This window comes from Paraburkholderia sp. BL23I1N1 (assembly GCF_003610295.1).
Classification (GTDB): Bacteria; Pseudomonadota; Gammaproteobacteria; order Burkholderiales; family Burkholderiaceae; genus Paraburkholderia.
The window spans coordinates 1,332,055-1,354,368 of sequence record NZ_RAPV01000001.1 but is presented as its reverse complement, the minus strand read 5'-3'; the positions used below and the strand labels follow the sequence as shown (position 1 = coordinate 1,354,368).

The window sequence follows — 22,314 nt, the reverse complement described above, 5'->3', positions numbered from 1 at the left end:
TACGCGCGCGCAAAGCGCCAAAAATCACCGCAAAATCAACCCCAAACCCGCGCCGGATCGCTCAAGAGCCTCCGGCGCGGGGCGCCGATCGGCTATAATTTCGTCTTTTTACGAAGCTATAAAAGATCGACATGGAAGCGGAACGTCTCAACGCGATCGAAGCCTCACTGGCGGACCTGCGCACGCGCGCGGACTCGCTACGGGGGTATCTTTGACTACGACGACAAAGCACTGCGTCTAATCGAAGTCAACCGGGAACTCGAAGACCCGGACGTCTGGAACGACTCGAAGCACGCCCAGGCCCTCGGCCGGGAAAAGAAGCTGCTCGACGACGTCGTCGGCAAACTCACGTCGCTCGATAACGACCTGCGCGACGCGCAGGACCTGTTTGATATGGCCCGCGAAGAAGACGACGAGGAAACCCTCCTCGCCTGCGAATCCGACGCGCAAGGCATCGAACAACGTGTCGCCGACATGGAATTCCGCCGCATGTTCGCGAACCCGGCCGACCCGAACAACGCCTTCCTGGATATCCAGGCCGGCGCCGGCGGCACCGAGGCGTGCGACTGGGCGTCCATGCTGCTGCGTCAGTATCTGCGCTACTGCGAGCGCAAGGGCTTCAAGACCGAAGTGCTGGAACAGACCGACGGCGACGTCGCGGGCATCAAGAACGCCACGATCAAGATCGAAGGCGAATACGCATACGGTTTTCTGCGCACCGAAACCGGTGTGCATCGCCTCGTGCGCAAGTCGCCGTTCGACTCGTCGGGCGGCCGTCATACGTCGTTCTCTTCGGTGTTCGTGTACCCGGAAATCGACGATTCGATCGAAGTGGACATCAACCCGGCCGATCTGCGCATCGACACGTACCGCGCGTCCGGTGCGGGCGGTCAGCACATCAACAAGACCGATTCGGCCGTGCGTATCACGCACATGCCGTCGGGCATCGTCGTGCAGTGCCAGAACGACCGTTCGCAGCACCGCAACCGCGCCGAAGCCATGGCCATGCTGAAATCGCGCCTGTACGAAGCGGAAATCCGCAAGCGTCAGGAAGAGCAGGACAAGCTCGAAGCCGGCAAGACCGATGTGGGCTGGGGTCATCAGATCCGCTCGTACGTGCTGGACAACAGCCGTATCAAGGATCTGCGCACCAACGTCGAAATCAGCAATACCAAGAGCGTGCTCGACGGCGACCTCGATCCGTTCATCAGCGCCAGCCTGAAACAGGGCGTCTAAGCGCAACCGGCGCGGCATGCATCGCATCGCTGCGCCGCATCTTTTTACTGCCTGAGGTTTTTACACTGACTGGCCACCCGCATGTGGGATACCCCGATGCGGGCCACCGAATACCAAATCATCATGACCGAACCGACCCAGCCTAATGCCGCGCCCGAGGGGGACGACAACAAGATCATGGCCGAGCGCCGCGAAAAGCTGCGCGAACTGCGCGAGCAAGGCGTCGCCTATCCGAACGATTTCCGCCCCACGCATCACGCCGAAGATCTGCAATCGCAATACGCCGGGACCGACAAGGAAGCACTCGAAGCCAATCCGCTCGAAGTCGCGATTGCCGGCCGCATGATGCTCAAGCGCGTGATGGGCAAGGCGAGCTTCGCGACCGTGCGCGACGGTTCGGGTCAGATTCAGTTTTTCATCACGCCCGCCGACGTCGGCCAGGAAACGTACGACTCGTTCAAGAAGTGGGACATGGGTGACATCGTCGCGGCGCGCGGCGTGTTGTTCCGCACCAACAAGGGCGAGCTCTCGGTGCGCTGTACCGAACTGCGTTTGCTGTCGAAGTCGCTGCGTCCGCTGCCGGACAAGTTCCATGGTCTCGCGGACCAGGAAACGAAGTACCGCCAGCGCTATGTCGACCTGATCGTCACGCCGGAAACGCGCAAGACGTTCGTTGCGCGCACCAAGGCGATTTCGTCGATCCGCAAGTTCATGTCGGATGCCGACTTCATGGAAGTCGAAACGCCGATGCTGCACCCGATTCCGGGCGGCGCTGCGGCCAAACCGTTCAAAACGCACCACAACGCGCTCGATATGCAGATGTTCCTGCGCATCGCGCCGGAACTGTATCTGAAGCGCCTCGTGGTCGGTGGCTTCGAGCGCGTGTTCGAGATCAACCGTAACTTCCGCAACGAGGGCGTGTCGGTACGCCACAATCCGGAATTCACGATGATCGAGTTCTACGCGGCGTACACCGATTACAAGTGGCTGATGGATTTCACCGAACAGTTGATCCGCCAGGCGGCGATCGACGCGCTCGGCACCGCCACGATCAGCTACCAGGGTCGCGAGCTGGATCTGGCCAAGCCTTTCCATCGCTTGACGATTAGCCAGGCCATCCAGAAGTACGCGCCGCAATATACGGACGCACAACTCGCCGACGACGCATTCCTGCGCACCGAACTGAAGAAGTTCGGCGTGGACGCGTCGAAGCCGCAGTTCCTGAACGCCGGCGTGGGCGCGCTGCAATTGGCGCTGTTCGAAGAGACCGCCGAGTCGCAACTGTGGGAACCGACCTACATCATCGACTACCCGATCGAAGTGTCGCCTTTGGCACGCGCGTCGGATAAGTTTGCGGGCATCACCGAGCGGTTCGAGCTGTTCATCACGGGCCGCGAAATCGCCAACGGTTTCTCGGAGCTGAACGATCCGGAAGACCAGGCCGCCCGCTTCAAGAAGCAGGTCGACCAGAAAGACGCCGGCGACGAAGAAGCGATGTTCTACGACGCCGACTACATCCGCGCGCTGGAATACGGCATGCCGCCGGCCGGCGGTTGCGGCATCGGCATCGACCGTCTGGTGATGATGCTGACCGACAGCCCGAGCATTCGCGACGTGATTCTGTTCCCGCATCTGCGCCGCGAAGACTGATCGCCCGCCGCGTCGCTCGCGTCAACGGCTCGCAACAGAAAAAAGCCCGGCTCGATGCCGGGCTTTTTTTTCGGTACGTGAAAAACAACACACTCAACCTGACAGTTTGTAACCATCAGTAAAAGGTGCGTATCCGCCGCCAGGCCGCCGTTCTGCTGGCCTGCTGCGAACCCGCAGAAAATCAGGCGCCCCGCCGCGCTTCGCGCGCTTTGATGCAAAAGAGCCGCGATGATTGCCCGGAAATGGTTACAAAATGAAACTTTCCCGGGATCAATTTGCCCGACACTCAGTCTCAATAACAGTCGACTCTGCTCCAGACGGAGGCCAATATGGATAATCCAGATACCAAACCCACGCAACAACGTCGTCTTCACCCGCTTGTGGCTACCGCTGCGGGTGCAGTGATCATCGCCAGTCTCGCCGCGACCGCCGCTATCACGGGGCTGTTCCCGAAGGCGTCGAGTACCGGCGCGCAAACGGATCAGACCCAGTCCGCGCAAGTGACTACCCAACCGGGCGTGGTCGATTCGGCGGCGCCGGCCAATTCGGCTGCCCAGCAGGCGGCGGCACAACAATCGGCACAACAGGCACCCCAGCAACCGGCGCCCCAACCCGTCCCGACGCCGGCGCAGCAACAACAGTACGCCCAGCAGCAACAGGCCCAGCCGGCACCGCAGTACGCTCAGCAACAGCCGCAGCAACCGGCCTACTGCCCGACTTGCGGCACGGTGGTCGGCATCTCGACGGTGCGTCAGGAAGGTCACGGCACGGGTATCGGCGCGGTCGGCGGTGCAGTGGCCGGCGGCGTGGTGGGTAACCAGTTCGGTAGCGGCAACGGCCGCACCGCGATGACTGTGCTCGGTGCCCTCGGTGGTGGCCTCGCCGGTAACTCGGTTGAAAAGCACATCCGCAGTACGACGTCGTATTCGGTGCGGGTGCGGATGGAAAACGGCAAGACGCGCTACTTTACGTACCACGACGCGCCGCCGTTCCAGCAAGGCCAGCGCGTGCGGGTAGAAAACGGCACGCTGATAGCAAGCTGACCGCTGGTAGCCTGAAAGACTCTTCAGGCATTAAAAAAGGCGATTCCAATGGAATCGCCTTTTTCTTTGCCGCAGCGGGAACGGCATCAATCGCGCCCCGCCGCCGGCGGAAAATCCAGCCTGGTGCTCAGTAATCCGCGTCTTCGATCCATGCAGCCTGAATCGCTTCAAGGATTTTTTCGTTCGACCGGTTAGGGTCGTCGTCGAAACCCTCCAGTTCGGTCACCCAGCGGTGCAAATCAGTGAAGCGCACCTGCTGCGGATCGACGCCCTGGTGCTTGTCAGTCAGGGCCATCGCGATGTCTTGCGTATCGGTCCACTTCATGGCTGCATCCTCCAGTTAGTGATTTTCCTTCGCGTGATTAATCGAGTAGCGCGGGATTTCGACGACCAGATCCTGCTCGGCCGGCACCATCGCCTGGCACGACAGACGTGAAGCCGGCTCGAGCCCCCACGCCTTGTCCAGCAGATCGTCCTCGTCTTCCTCAGACGGCGTCAAGGCGGCGAAACCCTCACGCACGATCACGTGGCAGGTCGTGCACGCGCAGGACTTCTCGCACGCGTGCTCAATTTCAATGCCGTGTTCGAGCAGGCTGTCGCAGATGCTCTTGCCGGGCACGGCATCGATCACCGCGCCATCCGGGCACAGTTCGACGTGAGGCAGCACAACGATTTGAGGCATACATTTTCCGTTTGGGTCTGCGGCACGGCGGCCGCAAACAGGCTCCGTACCATTTTACTGGCGCCGCGCGGACTTTTTAAGTCTGCACGGCGCGGTTCATTGCCGGGTGGCGCGCATGGCGCGGCCACGCCGCCCATGCCGCAAGACGCTCAGATCTCGTCGAGCTTACGGCCGGCCAGCGCGCGGCGAATGCCCTTGTTCATGCGGCGGGCGGCGAATTCGTCGGTGCCTTCGGCGAGCGTTTTGGTCGCCGCTTCGATTGCATCGGCATCGTCGCTTTCAGCAATGTTGCGCAACGCGGTGAGCAGCGTGTCGAGTTCGGCGCGTTCGCTGTCGTCGAGCAATTCGGCGTCGGCGGCGAGCGCCGCGTCGGTCGCTTCCACGAGACGGCGCGCTTCCACTTGCGCTTCACGTAGCGCACGCGCGCGCATGTCGACTTCGGCGGTCGAAAAACTCTCTTCGAGCATCCTGGCGATGTCGTCGTCGGCGAGACCGTAGGAGGGCTTGACCACCACCGACGCTTCCACGCCCGAGCCCTGTTCACGCGCGAACACGGACAGCAAACCGTCCGCATCGACCTGATACGTGACGCGAATCCGCGCCGCGCCAGCCGCCATCGGCGGAATGCCGCGCAACTCGAAACGCGCGAGCGAACGGCAATCGTTGACGAGTTCGCGCTCGCCTTGCACGACGTGGATCGCCATCGCCGTCTGGCCGTCCTTGAAGGTCGTGAAATCCTGCGCACGGGCGACCGGAATCGTCGAATTGCGCGGGATGATCTTTTCGGTCAATCCGCCCATCGTTTCGACGCCGAGCGACAGCGGAATCACGTCGAGCAGCAGCCAGTCGTCGCCGTCGGCACCACGATTGCCCGCGAGCAGATCGGCCTGGATCGCAGCGCCAAGCGCGACGACCTGATCCGGGTCCAGATTGATCAGCGGCGGCTGGTCAAAGAACGACTCGACCGCGCGGCGAATCACCGGCATGCGCGTCGCGCCGCCCACCAGCACCACACCCTTGATCTCCTTGGTCGCCACTTTGGCGTCGCGCAGCGCTTTCTTGGTCGGTCCGAGCGTGCGTTGAACCAGCGCCTGAGTGATGGCTTCGAAAGTGGCCTCGTCGACCGTCAGATCGATCTGGGTGCCGTTCGAGAGCTTTGCCTGCACCTTCGCATTCGGCGCATCGGACAACGCCTCCTTGGTCACGCGTACGCTGTCGAGCAGCAGGCGGACGTCTTCCGGTGCGAGCGTGTGCGGCGCGATGCCCGCCTGCTCCAGTACGTGGCGATACAGGGCATGGTCGAAATCGTCGCCGCCCAGCGCGGAATCGCCGCCTGCCGCGAGCACTTCGAACACACCCTTGGTGAGCTTCAGGATCGACAGATCGAAGGTGCCGCCGCCGAGGTCGTAGACCGCGAAAAGACCTTCGGAGCCGTTATCGAGGCCGTAGGCGATCGCGGCCGCGGTCGGCTCGTTCAGGAGACGCAGCACGTTCAGTCCGGCCAGACGCGCGGCGTCTTTGGTCGCCTGGCGCTGCGCTTCGTCGAAATATGCGGGCACGGTAATGACCGCGCCGACCAGCTCGTCGCCAAGCGTGTCTTCGGCGCGCTGGCGCAGCGTCGCAAGAATTTCCGCCGACACTTCGACCGGGCTCTTCACGCCGTCGACGGTACGGATCTGCACCATGCCAGGTGCGTCGATGAAATCGTACGGCGCATTTTCGGCGCCTTCCACTTCCGCCTTGCCGCGGCCCATGAAGCGCTTGACCGAGACGATCGTGTTGCGCGGATCGGTAGCGGCTTCAGCCTTGGCCGTGCGGCCGATACGGCGGCCGCCTTTTTCCAGGTATCGCACCACCGACGGCAGCAGCACATGGCCATCTTCGTCGGGCAGCACGTCGGGCACGCCGCTGCGCACGGCGGCGATGAGGGAATTGGTCGTACCAAGATCGATACCGACCGCCAGACGCCGTTGATGGGGCGCCGGCGCCATGCCGGGTTCGGAGATTTGCAGTAGGGCCATCTGGATCTTCTCGGAGCCGCAGGGCTCCGTCCTGAATTTTCGCGTTGCTGGATATAGTGCTACGGCTGCTATCGCTGCGTATTCTTACGTACTCGTGCGTGCTTGTGCGTGGCGTCGCCGCGCGCCTGACTGCCGGCGGGCTAGTTCTCGAGCCGCTCGATCTGCGTGCCGATTTCCGACGCCACCCGCTCGATGAACATCAACTGCCGCACCGCCTCGCCCGCCGCCTGATTCGCGCCGCTGTCGAGCAGTGCGCCGAGCTTGTTAAAGCGCATGCGCTCTTCGTCGCGCAGTTCGGTCAGCAAGGCGTTGAGCGCGTCGACGTTCTTTGCCGCGGCCGCGTCTTCAATGCCTTCGCGCCACTCCATCTGCTGCATCAGAAACGCCGGCTCCATCGCCGTGTTGTTGTGCGCGCCGACGTCGATGCCGCGCAGATGCAGCAGATAGGTCGCGCGCTTCAACGGATCGCGCAGCGTCTGATACGCCTCGTTGGTGCGCGTCGCCCATTGCATCGCTACGCGCTTTTGCGCGTCGCCGGCCGCCGCGAAGCGGTCCGGATGCACTTGTGCCTGCACCGTGCGGTAGGCGTGATCGAGTACCGCTGCGTCGAGCGCGAATTGCGCCGGCAGATCGAACAGGTCGAAGTGGCTGTCGTTCAGCGAGACCATCGGATAAAAGGAGTCCGTTCAGGAAAGCGCACCGGAGTGCAGGCTAAAAACGCGGATCGAAAGCGCCACGGAGGTTCAACGGCAAGCTCGGCATGCTGGACACCGAACCCGATGCGCGGATGAAACTAAAAAGGCGGCCCGCGCCGCCTTTGATCCGCTGCACGCGGAGTGAGCCGATCTACACGCGGAACGATTCGCCGCAACCGCACTCATCCTTCACGTTCGGGTTGTTGAACTTGAAGCCTTCGTTCAACCCTTCGCGTGCGAAGTCGAGTTCGGTGCCGTCGATATAGGCGAGGCTCTTCGGGTCGACAATGATCTTCACGCCGTTGCAGTCGAACACTTCGTCTTCGGGCGCGAGCTCATCCACGTACTCGAGCTTGTAGGCCAAACCCGAGCACCCCGTGGTGCGCACACCCACGCGCAGCCCGACACCCTTGCCGCGGCGAGTCAGATACTTCTGGACGTGCTGTGCTGCCTTTTCGGTCAACGTAATTGCCATAGCGTTTCTCATTGCGCCGCGCGCGTTCGGCATTCCTATGCCTACTGACGCGCTGCTACCCTGCCTGCATCAAATATCGCTCATGCCGGACTGTGCTTTTCTACTTGCATCGCCCGCTTCGACTCACCTGGATGAGCACTCAAACGAGCACTCAATCGCACTTACGACTGCCGCTTACGCGTGTTGCTTGTCGCCTTCGACGACAGCCGCTTCACCGTGACGTTGCTTGTAATCGGCGACCGCTGCCTTGATCGCGTCTTCCGCGAGGATCGAGCAGTGGATCTTCACCGGCGGCAGCGCCAGTTCTTCGGCGATCTGCGTGTTCTTGATCGACATTGCCTGATCGAGCGTCTTGCCCTTCACCCATTCGGTGACGAGCGAGCTCGACGCAATCGCCGAACCGCAGCCATACGTCTTGAACTTTGCGTCTTCGATGATGCCGTCCGCGCCCACGCGGATCTGCAGCTTCATCACGTCGCCGCATGCCGGTGCGCCGACCATGCCGGTGCCGACTGCATCGTCGTCCTTCGCGAAGGAACCGACGTTGCGCGGGTTTTCATAGTGGTCCAGAACCTTTGCGCTGTAAGACATGATTAACTCCTAGTTTCGTTTCAACCTGCAATTCGATGAATTCGACGTCGTCCAAACTGGCGCGTCAGTGCGCTGCCCACTGGATCGTCGAAATATCGATCCCGTCCTTGTGCATTTCCCACAGCGGCGACAAGTCGCGCAGCTTCGAAATCTTGGTCTTCAGCAGGTTGATCACGTAATCGACATCCTGCTCGGTCGTGAAGCGGCCCACCGTAAAGCGGATCGAGCTATGGGCCAATTCGTCGTTACGGCCGAGTGCGCGCAGCACATATGACGGTTCCAGCGAAGCCGACGTGCAAGCCGAGCCCGACGACACCGCCACATCTTTCACCGCCATGATCAGCGATTCGCCTTCGACGAAATTGAAGCTGATGTTCAGGTTGTGCGGCACACGCTTTTCCATGTCGCCGTTCACATACGTTTCTTCCATGTCCTGCAGGCCGCGCAGCAAACGGTCGCGCAGCATGCGGATACGTTCGTTTTCCGTCGCCATTTCTTCACGCGCGATACGGAACGCTTCGCCCATACCGACGATCTGGTGCGTGGCCAGCGTGCCCGAGCGCATGCCGCGCTCGTGACCGCCGCCGTGCATCTGCGCTTCGATACGAATACGCGGCTTGCGGCGCACGTACAACGCGCCGATACCCTTCGGGCCGTACGTCTTGTGCGCCGAGAACGACATCAGGTCGACCTTCAGCTTTTGCAGATCGATCTCGATCTTGCCCGTGGCTTGTGCGGCGTCGACGTGAAAAATGATGCCCTTTTCACGGGTGATCTCGCCAATCGCCTCGATGTCCTGGATCACGCCGATCTCGTTGTTCACCGACATGACCGAGACCAGAATCGTATCCGGGCGCAGCGCGGCCTTGAACTTCTCGAGGTCGATCAGACCGTCGTCCTTCACATCCAGATACGTGACTTCGAAGCCTTCGCGTTCGAGTTCGCGGCAGGTGTCGAGCACAGCCTTGTGCTCGGTCTTCACCGTGATGACGTGCTTACCCTTGCTCTTGTAGAAGTGCGCGGCACCCTTGATCGCGAGGTTGTCCGACTCCGTTGCGCCCGAGGTCCAGATGATTTCGCGCGGATCGGCATTCACCAGCGCGGCGACGTTCTCGCGCGCTTCCTCGACCGCACGCTCCGCGTCCCAGCCATATTTGTGGCTGCGCGATGCGGGGTTGCCGAACTGCTCACGCAAGTACGGAATCATCTTGTCCACCACACGCGGATCGATCGGTGTCGTCGCGCTGTAGTCCATGTAAATGGGCAGGTGGAGAGTGTCGTTGTTCATCAATTGCTCCGGGGACGTCATTGCTCTGGCTTCTGGATTCCTGATCAGGCTGCGGTGCGTTCAGATTGCCGCGCCTAGGAACCGGCCATGTTGAAAACTGAATTGGGCCCTTTCGGCACGACGCGGGCGGGTTCGACCGCCGGCGCCTCGTTGCGCCGGTCGCGCAATACCGCCGGCGCACCTTCGCGCGATCGCTGCTGATCGACCAGATCTTTGAGGGAGACCGAATCCAGGTACTCGACCATTTTCTGGTTCAGCGTCGACCACAATTCGTGCGTCATGCAGTGGCCGTCGTGCTGTTTGGTGCCCTCGCACGAGCCTTTGCCGCCGCATTGGGTGGCGTCGAGCGGCTCGTCGACAGCGATGATGATGTCGGCGACGGTCACGTCTTCAGCGCGGCGGGCCAGATTGTAGCCGCCGCCCGGTCCGCGCACGGACTCGACGATTTCGTGTCGACGCAGCTTGCCAAACAGCTGCTCGAGGTAGGACAGGGAGATATGTTGGCGCTGGCTGATACCCGCAAGCGTCACCGGGCCCTGCTCCTGGCGCAATGCCAGGTCAATCATCGCCGTGACGGCGAAACGGCCTTTCGTGGTGAGTCTCATATGGTGTGGGAACCGCAATTCTCGACAAGTTTGGTCAAGTATAAATACATGAGTGAATTAGTCAAGTATCCCTATCGCGATTTGGGTCATTTGCTTAATTACCGGATAAGGCCGCCGACATTCGTCGATGGCCACCCGACTCATGCAACCAATTGGGGGCGCAACGCTGCGATCAGCCCACCGCAAGCGGCTTCGCATTGGTCCAGCACCTGCTCGAACCCTTCGGCGCCGCCGAAATAGGGGTCGACGACTTCATGGGCGCCACCCCAGCGGCCATCCGCATCGGGGACGAACTCCATCAGCAGGCGGATTTTGTCACGCTGCGCCCCCGGACAAACCTGGCGCAGTGCGGCCACGTTTTTGTCGTCCATCGCGATCAGCAGGTCGAAGCGCTCGAAATCGGCTGCCGCGATCTGACGTCCACGCAAGCCGGCAAGCTCATACCCCCGCCGGCCGGCTGCCCGTTGCGCGCGGTCGTCGGGCGGCTGGCCGATGTGCCAGTCGCCGGTGCCGGCCGAATCCACCAGAATGCGCTCCGCAAGCTTCGCCTCGCCGACCAGACGGCGCATCACCCCTTCCGCGGTTGGCGAACGGCAGATGTTCCCCAGGCAGACAAAGCAGATGGACACGGTTTTCATCAGAGGCTTCCGGACGCTAGACGCCCACGGATCGACAGTTAGTAAACGGTGGCGCGATTATACAAAGCTGCATCAAATCGCGCCGGACACTGCGCGCTTCTGCCGGCGTCCGCATGCGAGTACGGACGCCGCGCTTAAGACGCTTGCGCCAACGGCATGGCCGTCACAGCACGCATGGGTTTGGCCGGCAACGTCGCAGCGTTGTCGACCATGCCGTACGAGACGGCACGCGCCAATTCCGCGGTCAATTGATCAGCAGCGAGCGGGGCTTGCGAGGAACGCAAAGCGGCGTCGCCGCAAATGTGCAGATAGCCTGCCGCAGCAAGCGGCACAACGATGGCAAAGGGCCAGTACACCGATATTATCTTTTTCATGATGTCGTTTCTTCCGATTAGGGGCTCGTGAGTTCGTGACGCACTATGCCCACTCGAAATCCTATAGCAATTCACAATCGGGAAAAACCCACAGACGCGAGATACAGCGTTGCTCAGGATGGAACAGTCCATTGATCGCGTTACCGCTCGCGACCTTGACATGCGTCGTGGCATGAAAAAGAAAACCTTACAAACACATACAAAACCGGCGCGACGGTTGGCGATAATAGCTGTCTTACAGACATGAAATATTCGCACTGGTCGTCCAAATGAAACGTATTGCTCCTCTTGCTGTTCTGACAGCTGCTGCTGCATTGCTAGGCGGCTGCGCGGTCTATCCGGACGGCACGCCGGTGGCCGGCAACGGCTATGGCGGCGGTTACAGCGGCTATGACGGCTACGACGGCTACGCCACTGGCGTACCGGTTGTGCCGCAAACCAACGTCTACATGGGTTACAGCAATTACCCGGGTTACTACGACGGGCCGGGCCGCTATTACGGGCCGGGGTATCGGGGCTACCCGGGTTATCCGGATCGGGGACGGCCGAATAACGGCAACTATGGAAACAACGGAAACCGTGGAGATAACGGCGGGTGGCATGGTCAGCCGGACGGCGGTGGCCAGCACGGAGGACCGCCGCCTCAAGGTGCGGTTGGCGGGCCGAGGGGACCGAGCGGGTCTAATGCGCCACGACCGGGGGCCGGCAGCCCGCCGCCCCCTCCACCGCAACAGGCGGGCAATGGCGGTGGGCGCGGCAACGGAGGCAATGCGCAGGCCAGAGGGAGTTACAGCCGTCAGCCGGGGATGTCCGACCATTGATCCGGCAATAAAGGGCGCGGTGTAGAGGCGGTCTCGCTTCTACACTTCGCGCACTTCGCACATCTGGGCATCTGGCGAATCCGACGCACGAGGCACATCACCGGCTCCGCAATCTACAACGACCGAGCCACTCCCTCACCCAATATGGGTGCGTTGCGCGGCGTGCAGCTCTCTGAACGTACGGCCAACCGGCGCGGGCATATCGCGCGTATTGGTCCAGCCGGCGCCGCCCAACGGCAGCCTGGCAATCGAACGATTTCGCCCACCCATGAGTTCCAGCACACGAACCGCCAGCTTGGTGAAAAGCGCATAAGCATCCGGGTGCAGCGCGAGGAAACCCCACACCGCGAACCCTACCCGCTCCCGCCAAGGCCGCAAGCGCCGCTCGACCTGCTTCTCGCGCAGCTTGCGCAGCAGACCGGATAAGGGAATGCCCACGGGACAGACGCTGTCGCACTCGCCACACAACGTCGCCGCCTGCGGCAGATCCAGCGCTTTGTCTATCCCAACGTAGCTCGGCGTCAGCACCGACCCCATCGGCCCCGGATAAACCCAGCCGTAGGCGTGACCGCCCACCTTCTGATATACTGGGCAATGGTTCATGCAAGCGCCGCAACGGATACAGCGCAGCATGTCCTGGAAGTCGCCGCCGATCAGCCCCGTACGGCCGCCGTCAACGAGCACCACATACATATGCTCGGGACCGTCCTGATCGCCCGCGCCGCGCGGCCCGGTCAGCACGGAAAAATAGTTCGACGCCGCCTGGCCGGTCGCCGAACGCGGCAACAAGCGCATTGCCGTCGCCAGATCCTCCAGCGTAGGCAGCACTTTCTCAATACCGGTCACAGCCACATGCACGCGCGGCATCACCGTGCACATACCTTCGTTGCCCTCGTTCGTGACCAGCGCAACCGAACCCGTTTCCGCCACCACGAAGTTGCCGCCGGTCACGCCCATATCCGCGGCCATGAAGTGCGGGCGCAGCATCTCGCGCGCTTCGCGGGTCATGTCCGTGATCTCGGTCAGACGCGGCCGGCCGTGCGTTTTCGCGAAGAGATCGGCAATCTCGTCCTTATCTTTGTGGATGACCGGCGCGATGATGTGACTGGGCGGCTCATTGTCATTGATCTGCAGAATGTATTCGCCCAGATCGGTTTCGATCGATTGCACGCCCATCTGCCCAAGCACTTCATTCAGGCGCATTTCTTCAGTGACCATCGACTTGGTCTTGATCACCTTCTTCACGTCATGCCGGCGCGCGATATCGCCGACGAGGCGTGCGGCCTCCTGCGTCGTCTCGGCAAACAGGACCGTCACGCCGCGCCGGGTCGCTTCACGTTCGAAGGTCTCGAGCCAGACATCAAGATTTTCCAGCGCGCGATTGCGGCTCTCCTTGAGCGCCGCGCGGGTGGCGGGAAAATCGATCGCGGTAATGGCCGCGGCACGGGCCGACACGAACTTCGTCGACAGCTTGGTGAGGTTCTGCTGCAGACGCTGGTCGGCGAGTTTCTGGCCCGCACGGGCCTTGAAATGCATCGATTGGACTTGCATGGCGGCCTTGAGCGTATTCGAGTGAGATGCACATGCGAAACGCGCGAGTGAATTGCGCGGCGGAAGTGCACAAGCTAGATGCAAATGAAGTGCGAATGAAGTGCGCGAAACGGAGTGCGCCGGATCAAACGCGCCGGTTTAAGCGTCGCGATGATTTACGCATCGCCGGCCAGCACCTGGGCGATGTGCAGCACGCGGGTGGTGGTATCGCCGGTGCGCCGCAAGCGGCCTTCGATATTGAGCATGCAGCCGAGGTCGCCGAGCACCACCGTGCCGGCGCCGCTCGCGGCGATATTCGCGCATTTCTCATCGACAATCGCCGTTGAAATGTCGCCGTACTTGAGCGCGAAGGTGCCGCCAAAGCCGCAGCAGTGCTCGCAATCCTTCATTTCGGTCACCGCCACGCGCACCTGCGACAGCAAGGCGCGCGGCTGCGCCTTGACGCCCAGTTCGCGCAGCCCTGAACAGGAATCGTGATAAGTCACCTGACCCGCGAACTCGCCCGGTTGCAATTGCACCTTGGCCACATTGACGAGGAAATCGGTCAGTTCGAACACTTTGGCCCGCAACCGGCCGAAGCGGTTCATCAGCTCCGGGTCGTCCGCAAACAGGTCGCCGTAATGCGCACGGATCATGCCGCCGCAGGAACCCGACGGCACCACGACGTAGTCGAACTGTTCGAATTCGCGCAAGGTTTTCTCGGCCAGGTCGCGCGCAATGCGCCGCTCGCCCGAGTTGTACGCGGGTTGCCCGCAACAGGTTTGCGCGGGCGGCACCATCACCTCGAAACCGGCGCCTTCGATCAGCTTGATTACCGAAAATCCGATCTCCGGACGCATCAGATCGATCAGGCAGGTGACGAACAATCCGACTCGCATGAGCCCCTCCTTCGGGAAAACGTCCCTGATTATCCGCTGTTTGCCGCACAATACCAACGGCCGGAAGGCATAGGACGAATGTCACGTTAAATTGGAATTGCGCTTCCAACCGCCTCCCATCTTTTCACCATACGGGATACAATCAATTTCCGCTGTTTGACGCGCCAACCGATTCCTCCCATGAGCGATACGAACCCGGATCCCAAAACGTCGATCCAGGTGATCGAACGCATGATGCGCCTGCTCGATGCACTCGCTGCGCATAGCGACCCGGTCAGCCTGAAAGAACTCGCCATCCGCACGGAGCTGCATCCGTCCACCGCGCACCGCATCCTGAACGACATGGTGATGTGCCGGCTGGTCGACCGATCGGATCCCGGCACATACCGTCTCGGTATGCGCCTGCTCGAACTGGGCAATCTGGTGAAGGCGCGGCTCTCGGTACGCGACGCGGCGCTCACGCCGATGCGCGAACTGCACCGTCAAACCGGGCAGACAGTGAACCTGTCGGTGCGTCAGGGCGACGAGATTGTCTATATAGAGCGCGCCTACTCCGAGCGCTCCGGCATGCAGGTGGTGCGGGCGATTGGCGGGCGCGCGCCGCTGCATCTGACCTCGGTAGGCAAGCTCTTCCTTGCCGCGGACGAATCGACCCGCGTGCGGGCCTATGCCACGCGCACCGGCCTGTCCGGTCATACGCAGAACAGCATCACCGATCTGACCAAACTCGAACGCGAGCTGTCACATGTGCGCCAACAGGCGTGCGCGCGCGATAACGAAGAACTGGAGCTGGGCGTGCGCTGCATCGCCGCGGGAATTTACGACGACACCGGCAAGCTGGTTGCAGGTCTGTCGCTGTCCGCCCCGGCGGATCGCTTGCAGGACTCGTGGCTGGGTCAGCTCAGCCAGACGGCGCTGCTGATTTCCGAGTCGCTCGGTTATCGCCCGCAGACACCGCAGGAGCATACGCATCACCACCACGCGTAAGCTGGCGGTTGCCCCTCCCCCGGCTCAATAAAAAAGCCTCGCATCTGCGAGGCTTTTTTCTGGCCGGTCCGAAAACCGGCCGCCAGTGCATGCCAAAGCGACTTCAGGTGCCCGGACCGCTGGCATCCGCACTGGTAATGCGCGGTTGATCGCCACCATTATCGAGCCACGTGCGCAGACGCGTTGCGTCCGCAAACCGCGAGTACTTACCCGACGAGTCGAGCAACACCATGATCATCGGACGGCCGTGAATGGTCGCCTGCATCACGAGGCACTCGCCCGCTTCGTTGATGAAACCCGTCTTTTGCAGACCGATATCCCACGTCGGGTTACGCACCAGGGCATTCGTGCTGTTGTACGCGAGCGAACGCTTGCCGGTGTACACCTCGTAGCTGTGATCGGTCGAGAACTTGCGGATCACCGGATACTGATACGCGGCGTTGACCATCTTCACCAGGTCACGTGCGCTCGACACGTTCTGGCTCGTCAAACCCGTGGGGTTTTCAAAGTGCGTGTCGGTCATGCCAAGTTGCTTGGCCTTCGCGTTCATCGCCGCGAGGAACGCCGGACGGCCGCCCGGGAAATAACGCGACAGCGCTGCGGCCGCGCGGTTTTCCGAGGCCATCAGCGCGATGTGCAGCATGTCTTCACGCGAGAGTACCGAACCTACCGACAGACGCGAGCCGGTGTTCTTCTCGTAGTCGCGGTCTTCGTCGGTGACTTCGATCTGGTCGGTCATCGGCTCTTTCGAATCGAGCACCACCATTGCGGTCATCAGCTTGGTGATCGACGCGATAGGCACCACGGCGCGCGAATTCTTGTCGAACAGCGATTCGCCCGTGTTCTGGTCGATCACGTAGGCAACGCTCGAACGCAGCATCAGCGCGTCCGGCGTGTCGTGCAGACCGAACGCCTGGCCAACGGTAGGCTGACGCGGTTCGTACGCGACGCGGCGCACCACTGAATGGTGACGGCCGTTCGACGAGTACGTCACGCGCTTGCGCTTGACGCTCGCGCGCGGCGCGTCGTCACCCGCGGCCGCAACGGTCTTTACCGCTGCGCCTTTGGCGGCCTTCTTGCTCGACACTTTGTCGGCGGTGGCCGCTGCGGGCTTCTTCGCTTTCGCGTGTTTGGTGGTTTTTGCAGTCGGGGCGGACGCATCTGCGGGCGTGGCGGCAAAAGCGCTGACAGGCGTGGCGAACGCCGCTGCGATGACCATGGAGGCGGCCACCGACAGAGCGGTGCTGCGGGCCGCGCCGTGGATCACTTTTAGCGACGAAAACATGTCGGTTTTCATGGGTGTTCGGTAGGGAGCGGCAGGAGGTTTCCGCAAGTGTAGTAAAACAACGAAAAATTAGCAATTTGAAGCACTTATACGCGCTCCTTAAACCGGCTTGTAAGCTCCGATCGCAAAAACACAAATAAGTGCCGCGTTTCGATCGAAAAAAACGATCGCCAACGCGCTACGCCTCGCCTTTGCCGTCACATGCCGGAATCGAGGGGATTCTTTCAGCATAACGGCAATTTCGAGACAACCTTGATCAGGGGAAATACGGTTAGAGCACGGGCATGTAAAGCCTTGCCAGCGCACCGCGCCGGCATGCCGGAACGTCGCAGGGATCTCGCCGCAGGGTGTTAAACATCTGCTGCAGACCGCCAACGCGCATTCGACCGGCATAGAGCATTAACGTTCCGTGACACTTTCTGGTTTACATCGATATGGGCCAGTTGATGGATTTTTTGTCAATCGTCAACGTTGCTCTCTCGCTGCAGCGCCATCTCACGCGTCAAAATTTCTCGCGAAATCGGTAACAAATGCAGATTTCTTCTGCACCAGCACAGTGCGAAAGACAAATTAACCCGCGTCATCCGAATGTCATGCCTACCGCATAACGTATTGTTTTATCAGCAATTTGTTAACATTGTGCGATGCACAAAAAGCACTTGACAATCTTTGTAGCCATCCTAAAATGGGAACCATTGCTGCGATGCACAAAACATCGCGGTCCGGGGAGACGATCTGAGAGCGTCTCGCCACCAACCCAATGCGGTCCGCACAGACAGACCGCGATCCAGGAGCGTAAACCATGACTCTGCTGACCCCTGAGCAATTCGCTGCAGCCCAGAAAGCCAACTTTGAAACGTTGTTCGGCCTGACGACCAAAGCATTTGAAGGCGTCGAAAAGCTGGTTGAACTGAACCTGCAAGTCGTGAAATCAACGCTCGCGGAAAGCCAGGAAAACGCCCAGCGCGCCCTGTCGGTGAAGGACGCGCAGGAACTGCTGGCACTGCAAGCAAGCCTTGCACAGCCGGTGGCTGAAAAGGCGCTGTCGTACGGCCGTCACGTGTATGAAATCGTTTCGGCAACGCAAGGTGAATTCACCCGCGTGGCGGAAGCGCAATTCGAAGAGCAAAACCGCAAGGTCCAGGCGCTCGTCGAAAACGTTGCGAAGAATGCTCCGGCCGGTTCGGAAACTGCTGTCGCCGTGATGAAGTCGGCTATCACCGCCGCCAACACCACGTACGAAACGGTCCACAAGGCAACGAAGCAAGCTGTCGAAATCGCCGAAAGCAACTTCAATGCAGCCGCAACGGCCGCATCGAAGGCAGCTTCGCAAGCCGCTGCACAAGCATCGCGCTCGGCAAAGAAGGCAGTCTAAGTTTCAGGCATCGCTTCAGGCCTCACCTCAGGCGTCACATTACGCCGGCTCGCCTCACGGCTGGGCCGGCGTTATCGCAAGCAACAGCGTCGTGCCGTTGCCGCTCACACGGTTTTATCTGGCCGAACGCTCCGATACGTTGAATAACGTATCGTTTGCCCGGCGAAAGGCCGGGATTTTTTTTCCTGCTGCCTGAACTGCACGGCGCGAGTTTCATGCGTTGCGGCACGATAAACGGGTCTTGACGCTGATTGCTTGCTGCAAAAGAAAAACGGCGTGCCCTTTGCGGGGCGCGCCGTTTTTTTGCCTCTGCATCCATCGTGTCCGCCTGCATGCAGGCGGACACGGCGGCATTACTTCTTTTTCTGCGGCGGCAAGTCGGTGCAGACGCCTTCGTACAACTCGGCGGCCATCCCGATCGATTCGCCGAGCGTCGGATGCGGGTGAATCGTCTTACCGATATCCGTCGCGTCCGCACCCATTTCGACTGCGAGACAGACTTCGCTGATCAGGTCGCCGGCGTTCAGACCGACGATACCGCCGCCGATCACGCGATGCGTTTCTTCGTCGAACAGCAGCTTGGTGAAACCTTCGTCGCGGCCATTGGCGATTGCGCGGCCCGAAGCGGCCCAAGGGAACACTGCCTTGCCGTACTTGATGCCTTCGGCTTTCAGCTGGTCTTCCGTCTTGCCGGCCCACGCCACTTCCGGATCGGTGTAGGCCACCGACGGAATCTGCAACGCATCGAAGTATGCCTTTTCGCCATGCGCCACTTCGGCGGCAACGTGAGCTTCATGCACGGCTTTGTGCGCGAGCATCGGCTGACCGACGATATCGCCGATCGCGAAGATATGCGGCACGTTGGTGCGCATCTGCTTGTCGACGTCGATGAAGCCGCGATCCGTTACTGCGACGCCGGCCTTGTCCGCGCCGATTTTCTTGCCATTCGGCGAACGGCCGACAGCGACCAGCACGAGGTCATAGCGTTGCGCTTCGGCCGGGGCCTTTTCGCCTTCGAACGACACGTAGATGCCGTCGTCTTTCGCTTCTGCCGCGGTGGTTTTGGTCTTCAGCATGACGTTGGCAAAACGCTTGCTGTTGTACTTCTCCCAGACCTTGACCAGATCGCGATCCGCGCCGGCCATCAGACCGTCGAGCATTTCGACCACATCGATCTGTGCGCCGAGCGTAGCGTAGACCGTCGCCATTTCCAGGCCGATGATGCCGCCGCCGATCACCAGCATGCGTTGCGGGATCTGGCGCAGTTCGAGCGCGCCGGTCGAATCGAGCACACGCGGATCTTCCGGAATGAACGGCAGCTTCACCGCTTCCGAGCCCGCGGCGATGATTGACTGCTTGAACTTGACGACCTTCTTGCCGCTTTCGGTCTGCACTTCCATGTGATACGGATCGACGAACGAGCCGGTGCCCGTCACGACTTCGACCTTGCGCATCTTGGCCATGCCGGCGAGACCGCCGGTGAGCTTCTTGACGACGCCTGACTTGAAGTCGCGCAGCTTGTCGAGATCGATTTGCGGCTTGCCGAACGTGATGCCGTGCGAGCCGAGTGCTTCGGCTTCGTCGATGACGAGGGCCGTGTGCAGCAGCGCTTTCGACGGGATACAGCCGACATTCAGACAGACGCCGCCGAGCGTTGCATAACGTTCGACGAGCACCGTCTTCATGCCGAGGTCGGCCGAGCGGAACGCAGCCGAGTAGCCGCCGGGGCCCGAACCGAGCACGAGCATGTCGCACTCGATATCCGCGTTACCGGAGAAGCTACCGGCTTGCGGAGCGGGCGCAGCCGCTTTCGGTGCGGCAGCGGCTGGCGCCGGCGCCTTCTCAGGTTCTTTAGCCGCGGCCTTCGGCGCATCTTTAGCGGGCGTCGCGCCTGCCGACGATTCCACGAGCGCGATGACCGTGCCTTGCGAGACTTTGTCACCGGCTTTGACGCGTACTTCCTTGACCGTGCCGGCGATATCGCTCGGCACTTCGATGGATGCCTTATCGGACTCGAGCGTCATCAACGCCTGTTCGTTCTCGATGACATCGCCCGGTTTGATATTGACTTCGATGACATCGACGTCCTTGAAGTCACCGATATCCGGCACTTTTACTTCGACGAGACTCATAGTGTCCCCTTCTCTTATTGATCGTTGATGAGGAAGTGCCGCAAACAAGGCTCCAGAATCGGCTTAAAAGCTAGCAACGTGTCGGACAGAAACATCCTTTGCTGTCCGCCCAAGGACGCGCCTTTCTTTTGCCTACTTTTCTTTGGAAGACAAAGAAAAGAGGTGCCGCCCCGCACAGGGGCGACGCTAGCAAACCGATAAGAAAGCAAGTTCAGCGAGGAGCGCGAATAACCAAACAACAAGACATCCACGCGCCCGCGGCAAAAACCAAATCAGCCGATCAAAGAATCACACGCCGAAAATCGGCAAGAATCGCACCCAGATACGCATTGAACCGCGCCGCCGCAGCCCCATCAATCACCCGATGGTCATACGACAACGACAGCGGCAGAGTCAGACGCGGCACAAACTGCTTACCATCCCAAACCGGCTTCATCGCGCCACGCGACAGCCCAAGAATGGCGACTTCAGGCGCATTGATAATCGGCGTGAAGTTAGTCCCGCCAATCCCACCCAGCGAAGAAATCGAGAAGCATCCACCCTGCATCTGATCCGGCTTCAGCTTGCCATCACGCGCAGCCTTCGACAGCTCGGCCATTTCCTTCGCGATATCGATCAAACCCTTCTTGTCCGCATCGCGAATCACCGGAACGACCAGGCCATTCGGCGTATCGGCGGCAAAGCCGATATGGAAGTACTGCTTGAACACCAGGTTGTCGCCATCGAGGCTGGCATTGAACGTCGGGAACTGCTTCAGCGCGGAAACCACCGCCTTGATCACGAACGCCAGCATCGTGATCTTCACTCCGGCCTTTTCGTTTTCCTTGTTCAACTGCACGCGCAGCGCTTCGAGATCGGTGATGTCCGCTTCGTCGTTGTTCGTGACGTGCGGAATCATGACCCAGTTGCGATGCAGGTTCGCACCCGAGATCTTCTTGATACGCGACAACGGCTTCGGATCGATCGGGCCGAACTTGGTGAAGTCGACCTTCGGCCACGGCAGCAGATTCAACTCGCCGCCACCCGCGGCGGCCGGTGCGGCACCTGCCGGTGCAGCGCGCTGGCCCGTCATCACACCCTTGATAAACGCGGTCACGTCTGCTTGCGTAATACGGCCCTTCGGACCCGTGCCTTGCACTTGCACCACGTCGACACCGAGTTCACGCGCGAACTTGCGCACGGACGGCGAAGCATGGCTCGCATGACGAGCACCGCCTTCGCCAGCCGGAATCAGCGGCGCTTGTGCCAGCGCAGACGGCGAAGCCGGCGCGGGCGACGGGGCAACAGGCGCGTCCGATGGCTTCTCGAGCACGTCCTGCCTTGCCGCAGTTGCGGGAGCCGCGGCCGATGCAGCCGCACCATCCGCTTCCAGCACGACGATGACCGAGCCTTCCGACACGTTATCGCCGACCTTGACCTTCACTTCCTTGACGACACCGGCGGCCGAGCTCGGCACGTCCATGGTCGCCTTATCGGATTCGAGCGTCACGAGCGACTGCTCTTTCTCGACGCGATCGCCGACCTTCACCGCGACTTCGATCACGGGAATGTCTTTGTAGTCGCCGATATCCGGCACTTTGACTTCTTGCAGACCACCACCGGCGGCGGCAGGCGCCGGCGCAGCAGCGGGTACCGCCGCCGGGGCCGCAGCGGGTGCAGGAGCCGGAGCGGCAGCGCCCGCCCCATCCAGCACGACGATCAGCGAGCCTTCCGACACGTTGTCGCCCACCTTGACCTTCACTTCCTTGACGACGCCGGCGGCCGAGCTCGGCACGTCCATGGTCGCCTTGTCGGATTCCAGCGTAACGAGCGATTGCTCTTTCTCGACGGTATCACCCGCCTTCACCAGCACCTCGATCACAGGAATGTCCTTGTAATCGCCGATGTCCGGCACCTTGACTTCGATCGCTTGACTCATTGTTAGTGTCTCCTGGGCCGCGCACGCCACCCGCCCCTGGCGATCAGGGGCAGGCGCGCACGCCGTGGC

At 61.1% G+C, this 22,314-nt stretch carries 22 protein-coding genes; 6 read left to right on the top strand and 16 right to left on the bottom strand.

All coding sequences use genetic code 11. The features are described 5' to 3' along the window. Window positions 1–131 precede the first annotated feature (131 nt). From prfB to B0G76_RS06295, 3 genes are all read left to right on the top strand, one after another. A protein-coding gene (prfB, locus tag B0G76_RS06305; protein ID WP_120290965.1) for a peptide chain release factor 2 occupies window positions 132–1,236 on the top strand; the annotation gives its coding sequence in 2 pieces (ribosomal slippage) (window positions 132–212 and window positions 214–1,236; 1,104 coding nt in all). A gap of 123 nt (window positions 1,237–1,359) precedes the next feature. Continuing rightward, on the top strand, window positions 1,360–2,886 hold the full coding sequence (gene lysS, locus B0G76_RS06300; protein ID WP_120296237.1) for a lysine--tRNA ligase: 1,527 nt from the start codon (window positions 1,360–1,362) through the stop codon (window positions 2,884–2,886). A 329-nt stretch (window positions 2,887–3,215) separates the two neighbouring features. Next, on the top strand, window positions 3,216–3,929 hold the full coding sequence (locus B0G76_RS06295) for a glycine zipper 2TM domain-containing protein (protein WP_120290963.1): 714 nt from the start codon (window positions 3,216–3,218) through the stop codon (window positions 3,927–3,929). A gap of 127 nt (window positions 3,930–4,056) precedes the next feature. Here B0G76_RS06295 and iscX read toward each other — a convergent pair whose 3' ends face one another. From iscX to B0G76_RS06245, 10 genes are all read right to left on the bottom strand, one after another. After that, the gene (iscX, locus tag B0G76_RS06290) at window positions 4,057–4,254 is read right to left on the bottom strand and encodes a Fe-S cluster assembly protein IscX (RefSeq protein ID WP_120290961.1); all 198 of its coding nucleotides are present in this window, start codon (window positions 4,252–4,254) and stop codon (window positions 4,057–4,059) included. Window positions 4,255–4,269: 15 nt separating this feature from the next. Then, on the bottom strand, window positions 4,270–4,611 hold the full coding sequence (fdx, locus tag B0G76_RS06285; RefSeq protein WP_120290959.1) for an ISC system 2Fe-2S type ferredoxin: 342 nt from the start codon (window positions 4,609–4,611) through the stop codon (window positions 4,270–4,272). A 149-nt stretch (window positions 4,612–4,760) separates the two neighbouring features. Next, complete coding sequence (gene hscA, locus B0G76_RS06280) at window positions 4,761–6,632, bottom strand: Fe-S protein assembly chaperone HscA (protein ID WP_120290957.1); 1,872 nt, start codon at window positions 6,630–6,632, stop codon at window positions 4,761–4,763. A 140-nt stretch (window positions 6,633–6,772) separates the two neighbouring features. After that, window positions 6,773–7,300, bottom strand: coding sequence for a Fe-S protein assembly co-chaperone HscB (gene hscB / locus B0G76_RS06275; RefSeq protein ID WP_120290956.1), 528 nt, complete (start codon window positions 7,298–7,300; stop codon window positions 6,773–6,775). Between the two features lie 178 nt (window positions 7,301–7,478). Further along, window positions 7,479–7,802, bottom strand: coding sequence for an iron-sulfur cluster assembly protein IscA (gene iscA, locus B0G76_RS06270; RefSeq protein WP_028199494.1), 324 nt, complete (start codon window positions 7,800–7,802; stop codon window positions 7,479–7,481). Between the two features lie 174 nt (window positions 7,803–7,976). Further along, the gene (gene iscU, locus B0G76_RS06265; RefSeq protein WP_120290954.1) at window positions 7,977–8,393 is read right to left on the bottom strand and encodes a Fe-S cluster assembly scaffold IscU; all 417 of its coding nucleotides are present in this window, start codon (window positions 8,391–8,393) and stop codon (window positions 7,977–7,979) included. Between the two features lie 64 nt (window positions 8,394–8,457). Continuing rightward, window positions 8,458–9,681 (bottom strand): IscS subfamily cysteine desulfurase, encoded by a 1,224-nt coding sequence (locus tag B0G76_RS06260; RefSeq protein ID WP_120290952.1) that lies wholly within the window; start codon window positions 9,679–9,681, stop codon window positions 8,458–8,460. A 74-nt stretch (window positions 9,682–9,755) separates the two neighbouring features. After that, complete coding sequence (iscR, locus tag B0G76_RS06255) at window positions 9,756–10,286, bottom strand: Fe-S cluster assembly transcriptional regulator IscR (RefSeq protein WP_028199491.1); 531 nt, start codon at window positions 10,284–10,286, stop codon at window positions 9,756–9,758. Window positions 10,287–10,426: 140 nt separating this feature from the next. Then, entirely contained in the window at window positions 10,427–10,924 is a 498-nt protein-coding gene (locus tag B0G76_RS06250) for a low molecular weight protein-tyrosine-phosphatase (RefSeq protein WP_120290950.1), read from the bottom strand. A gap of 134 nt (window positions 10,925–11,058) precedes the next feature. Further along, window positions 11,059–11,298 carry a hypothetical protein gene (locus B0G76_RS06245; RefSeq protein ID WP_120290948.1) on the bottom strand — a complete coding sequence of 80 codons (240 nt, stop codon included), beginning with the start codon at window positions 11,296–11,298 and terminating at the stop codon, window positions 11,059–11,061. A 269-nt stretch (window positions 11,299–11,567) separates the two neighbouring features. Between B0G76_RS06245 and B0G76_RS06240 the strand changes: the two genes are divergently transcribed. Then, window positions 11,568–12,119, top strand: a complete 552-nt coding sequence (locus B0G76_RS06240) for a hypothetical protein (protein WP_120290946.1) — start codon at window positions 11,568–11,570, stop codon at window positions 12,117–12,119. Window positions 12,120–12,254: 135 nt separating this feature from the next. On the opposite strand, the gene B0G76_RS06235 is transcribed toward B0G76_RS06240, so the two are convergent. After that, window positions 12,255–13,670, bottom strand: a complete 1,416-nt coding sequence (locus B0G76_RS06235; RefSeq protein WP_120290944.1) for a lactate utilization protein B — start codon at window positions 13,668–13,670, stop codon at window positions 12,255–12,257. 155 nt (window positions 13,671–13,825) lie between these two features. Further along, window positions 13,826–14,548: a (Fe-S)-binding protein gene (locus B0G76_RS06230; RefSeq protein ID WP_120290942.1), complete on the bottom strand. Its 723-nt coding sequence runs from the start codon at window positions 14,546–14,548 to the stop codon at window positions 13,826–13,828. Window positions 14,549–14,728: 180 nt separating this feature from the next. On the opposite strand from B0G76_RS06230, the gene B0G76_RS06225 reads away from it, so the two are divergent. Then, window positions 14,729–15,535, top strand: a complete 807-nt coding sequence (locus B0G76_RS06225; RefSeq protein ID WP_120290940.1) for an IclR family transcriptional regulator — start codon at window positions 14,729–14,731, stop codon at window positions 15,533–15,535. A 103-nt stretch (window positions 15,536–15,638) separates the two neighbouring features. Here the strand turns inward: B0G76_RS06225 and pbpG are convergent, their stop codons facing one another. Further along, window positions 15,639–16,832 carry a D-alanyl-D-alanine endopeptidase gene (gene pbpG / locus B0G76_RS06220; protein ID WP_120290938.1) on the bottom strand — a complete coding sequence of 398 codons (1,194 nt, stop codon included), beginning with the start codon at window positions 16,830–16,832 and terminating at the stop codon, window positions 15,639–15,641. A gap of 790 nt (window positions 16,833–17,622) precedes the next feature. Between pbpG and B0G76_RS06215 the strand changes: the two genes are divergently transcribed. Beyond that, entirely contained in the window at window positions 17,623–18,195 is a 573-nt protein-coding gene (locus tag B0G76_RS06215) for a phasin family protein (protein ID WP_120290936.1), read from the top strand. A 34-nt stretch (window positions 18,196–18,229) separates the two neighbouring features. On the opposite strand, the gene B0G76_RS42425 is transcribed toward B0G76_RS06215, so the two are convergent. The 3 genes from B0G76_RS42425 to aceF form a co-directional block, all read right to left on the bottom strand. Then, entirely contained in the window at window positions 18,230–18,514 is a 285-nt protein-coding gene (locus tag B0G76_RS42425) for a hypothetical protein (RefSeq protein ID WP_147394009.1), read from the bottom strand. Between the two features lie 34 nt (window positions 18,515–18,548). Next, the gene (gene lpdA, locus B0G76_RS06210) at window positions 18,549–20,327 is read right to left on the bottom strand and encodes a dihydrolipoyl dehydrogenase (protein ID WP_120290934.1); all 1,779 of its coding nucleotides are present in this window, start codon (window positions 20,325–20,327) and stop codon (window positions 18,549–18,551) included. 280 nt (window positions 20,328–20,607) lie between these two features. After that, window positions 20,608–22,245: a dihydrolipoyllysine-residue acetyltransferase gene (gene aceF / locus B0G76_RS06200; protein WP_120290930.1), complete on the bottom strand. Its 1,638-nt coding sequence runs from the start codon at window positions 22,243–22,245 to the stop codon at window positions 20,608–20,610. Window positions 22,246–22,314: the final 69 nt, after the last annotated feature.

Coding starts and splice junctions, on each gene's coding strand:
- iscR (WP_028199491.1), bottom strand. CDS start 10,286: ATGAGACTCACCACGAAAGGCCGTTTCGCCGTCACGGCGATGATTGAC.
- B0G76_RS06225 (WP_120290940.1), top strand. CDS start 14,729: ATGAGCGATACGAACCCGGATCCCAAAACGTCGATCCAGGTGATCGAA.
- fdx (WP_120290959.1), bottom strand. CDS start 4,611: ATGCCTCAAATCGTTGTGCTGCCTCACGTCGAACTGTGCCCGGATGGC.
- hscA (WP_120290957.1), bottom strand. CDS start 6,632: ATGGCCCTACTGCAAATCTCCGAACCCGGCATGGCGCCGGCGCCCCAT.
- B0G76_RS42425 (WP_147394009.1), bottom strand. CDS start 18,514: ATGGATGCAGAGGCAAAAAAACGGCGCGCCCCGCAAAGGGCACGCCGT.
- B0G76_RS06240 (WP_120290946.1), top strand. CDS start 11,568: ATGAAACGTATTGCTCCTCTTGCTGTTCTGACAGCTGCTGCTGCATTG.
- B0G76_RS06235 (WP_120290944.1), bottom strand. CDS start 13,670: ATGCAAGTCCAATCGATGCATTTCAAGGCCCGTGCGGGCCAGAAACTC.
- B0G76_RS06230 (WP_120290942.1), bottom strand. CDS start 14,548: ATGCGAGTCGGATTGTTCGTCACCTGCCTGATCGATCTGATGCGTCCG.
- B0G76_RS06295 (WP_120290963.1), top strand. CDS start 3,216: ATGGATAATCCAGATACCAAACCCACGCAACAACGTCGTCTTCACCCG.
- iscX (WP_120290961.1), bottom strand. CDS start 4,254: ATGAAGTGGACCGATACGCAAGACATCGCGATGGCCCTGACTGACAAG.
- pbpG (WP_120290938.1), bottom strand. CDS start 16,832: ATGAAAACCGACATGTTTTCGTCGCTAAAAGTGATCCACGGCGCGGCC.
- hscB (WP_120290956.1), bottom strand. CDS start 7,300: ATGGTCTCGCTGAACGACAGCCACTTCGACCTGTTCGATCTGCCGGCG.
- iscU (WP_120290954.1), bottom strand. CDS start 8,393: ATGTCTTACAGCGCAAAGGTTCTGGACCACTATGAAAACCCGCGCAAC.
- B0G76_RS06245 (WP_120290948.1), bottom strand. CDS start 11,298: ATGAAAAAGATAATATCGGTGTACTGGCCCTTTGCCATCGTTGTGCCG.
- aceF (WP_120290930.1), bottom strand. CDS start 22,245: ATGAGTCAAGCGATCGAAGTCAAGGTGCCGGACATCGGCGATTACAAG.
- B0G76_RS06215 (WP_120290936.1), top strand. CDS start 17,623: ATGACTCTGCTGACCCCTGAGCAATTCGCTGCAGCCCAGAAAGCCAAC.
- iscA (WP_028199494.1), bottom strand. CDS start 7,802: ATGGCAATTACGTTGACCGAAAAGGCAGCACAGCACGTCCAGAAGTAT.
- B0G76_RS06250 (WP_120290950.1), bottom strand. CDS start 10,924: ATGAAAACCGTGTCCATCTGCTTTGTCTGCCTGGGGAACATCTGCCGT.
- lpdA (WP_120290934.1), bottom strand. CDS start 20,327: ATGAGTCTCGTCGAAGTAAAAGTGCCGGATATCGGTGACTTCAAGGAC.
- B0G76_RS06260 (WP_120290952.1), bottom strand. CDS start 9,681: ATGAACAACGACACTCTCCACCTGCCCATTTACATGGACTACAGCGCG.
- lysS (WP_120296237.1), top strand. CDS start 1,360: ATGACCGAACCGACCCAGCCTAATGCCGCGCCCGAGGGGGACGACAAC.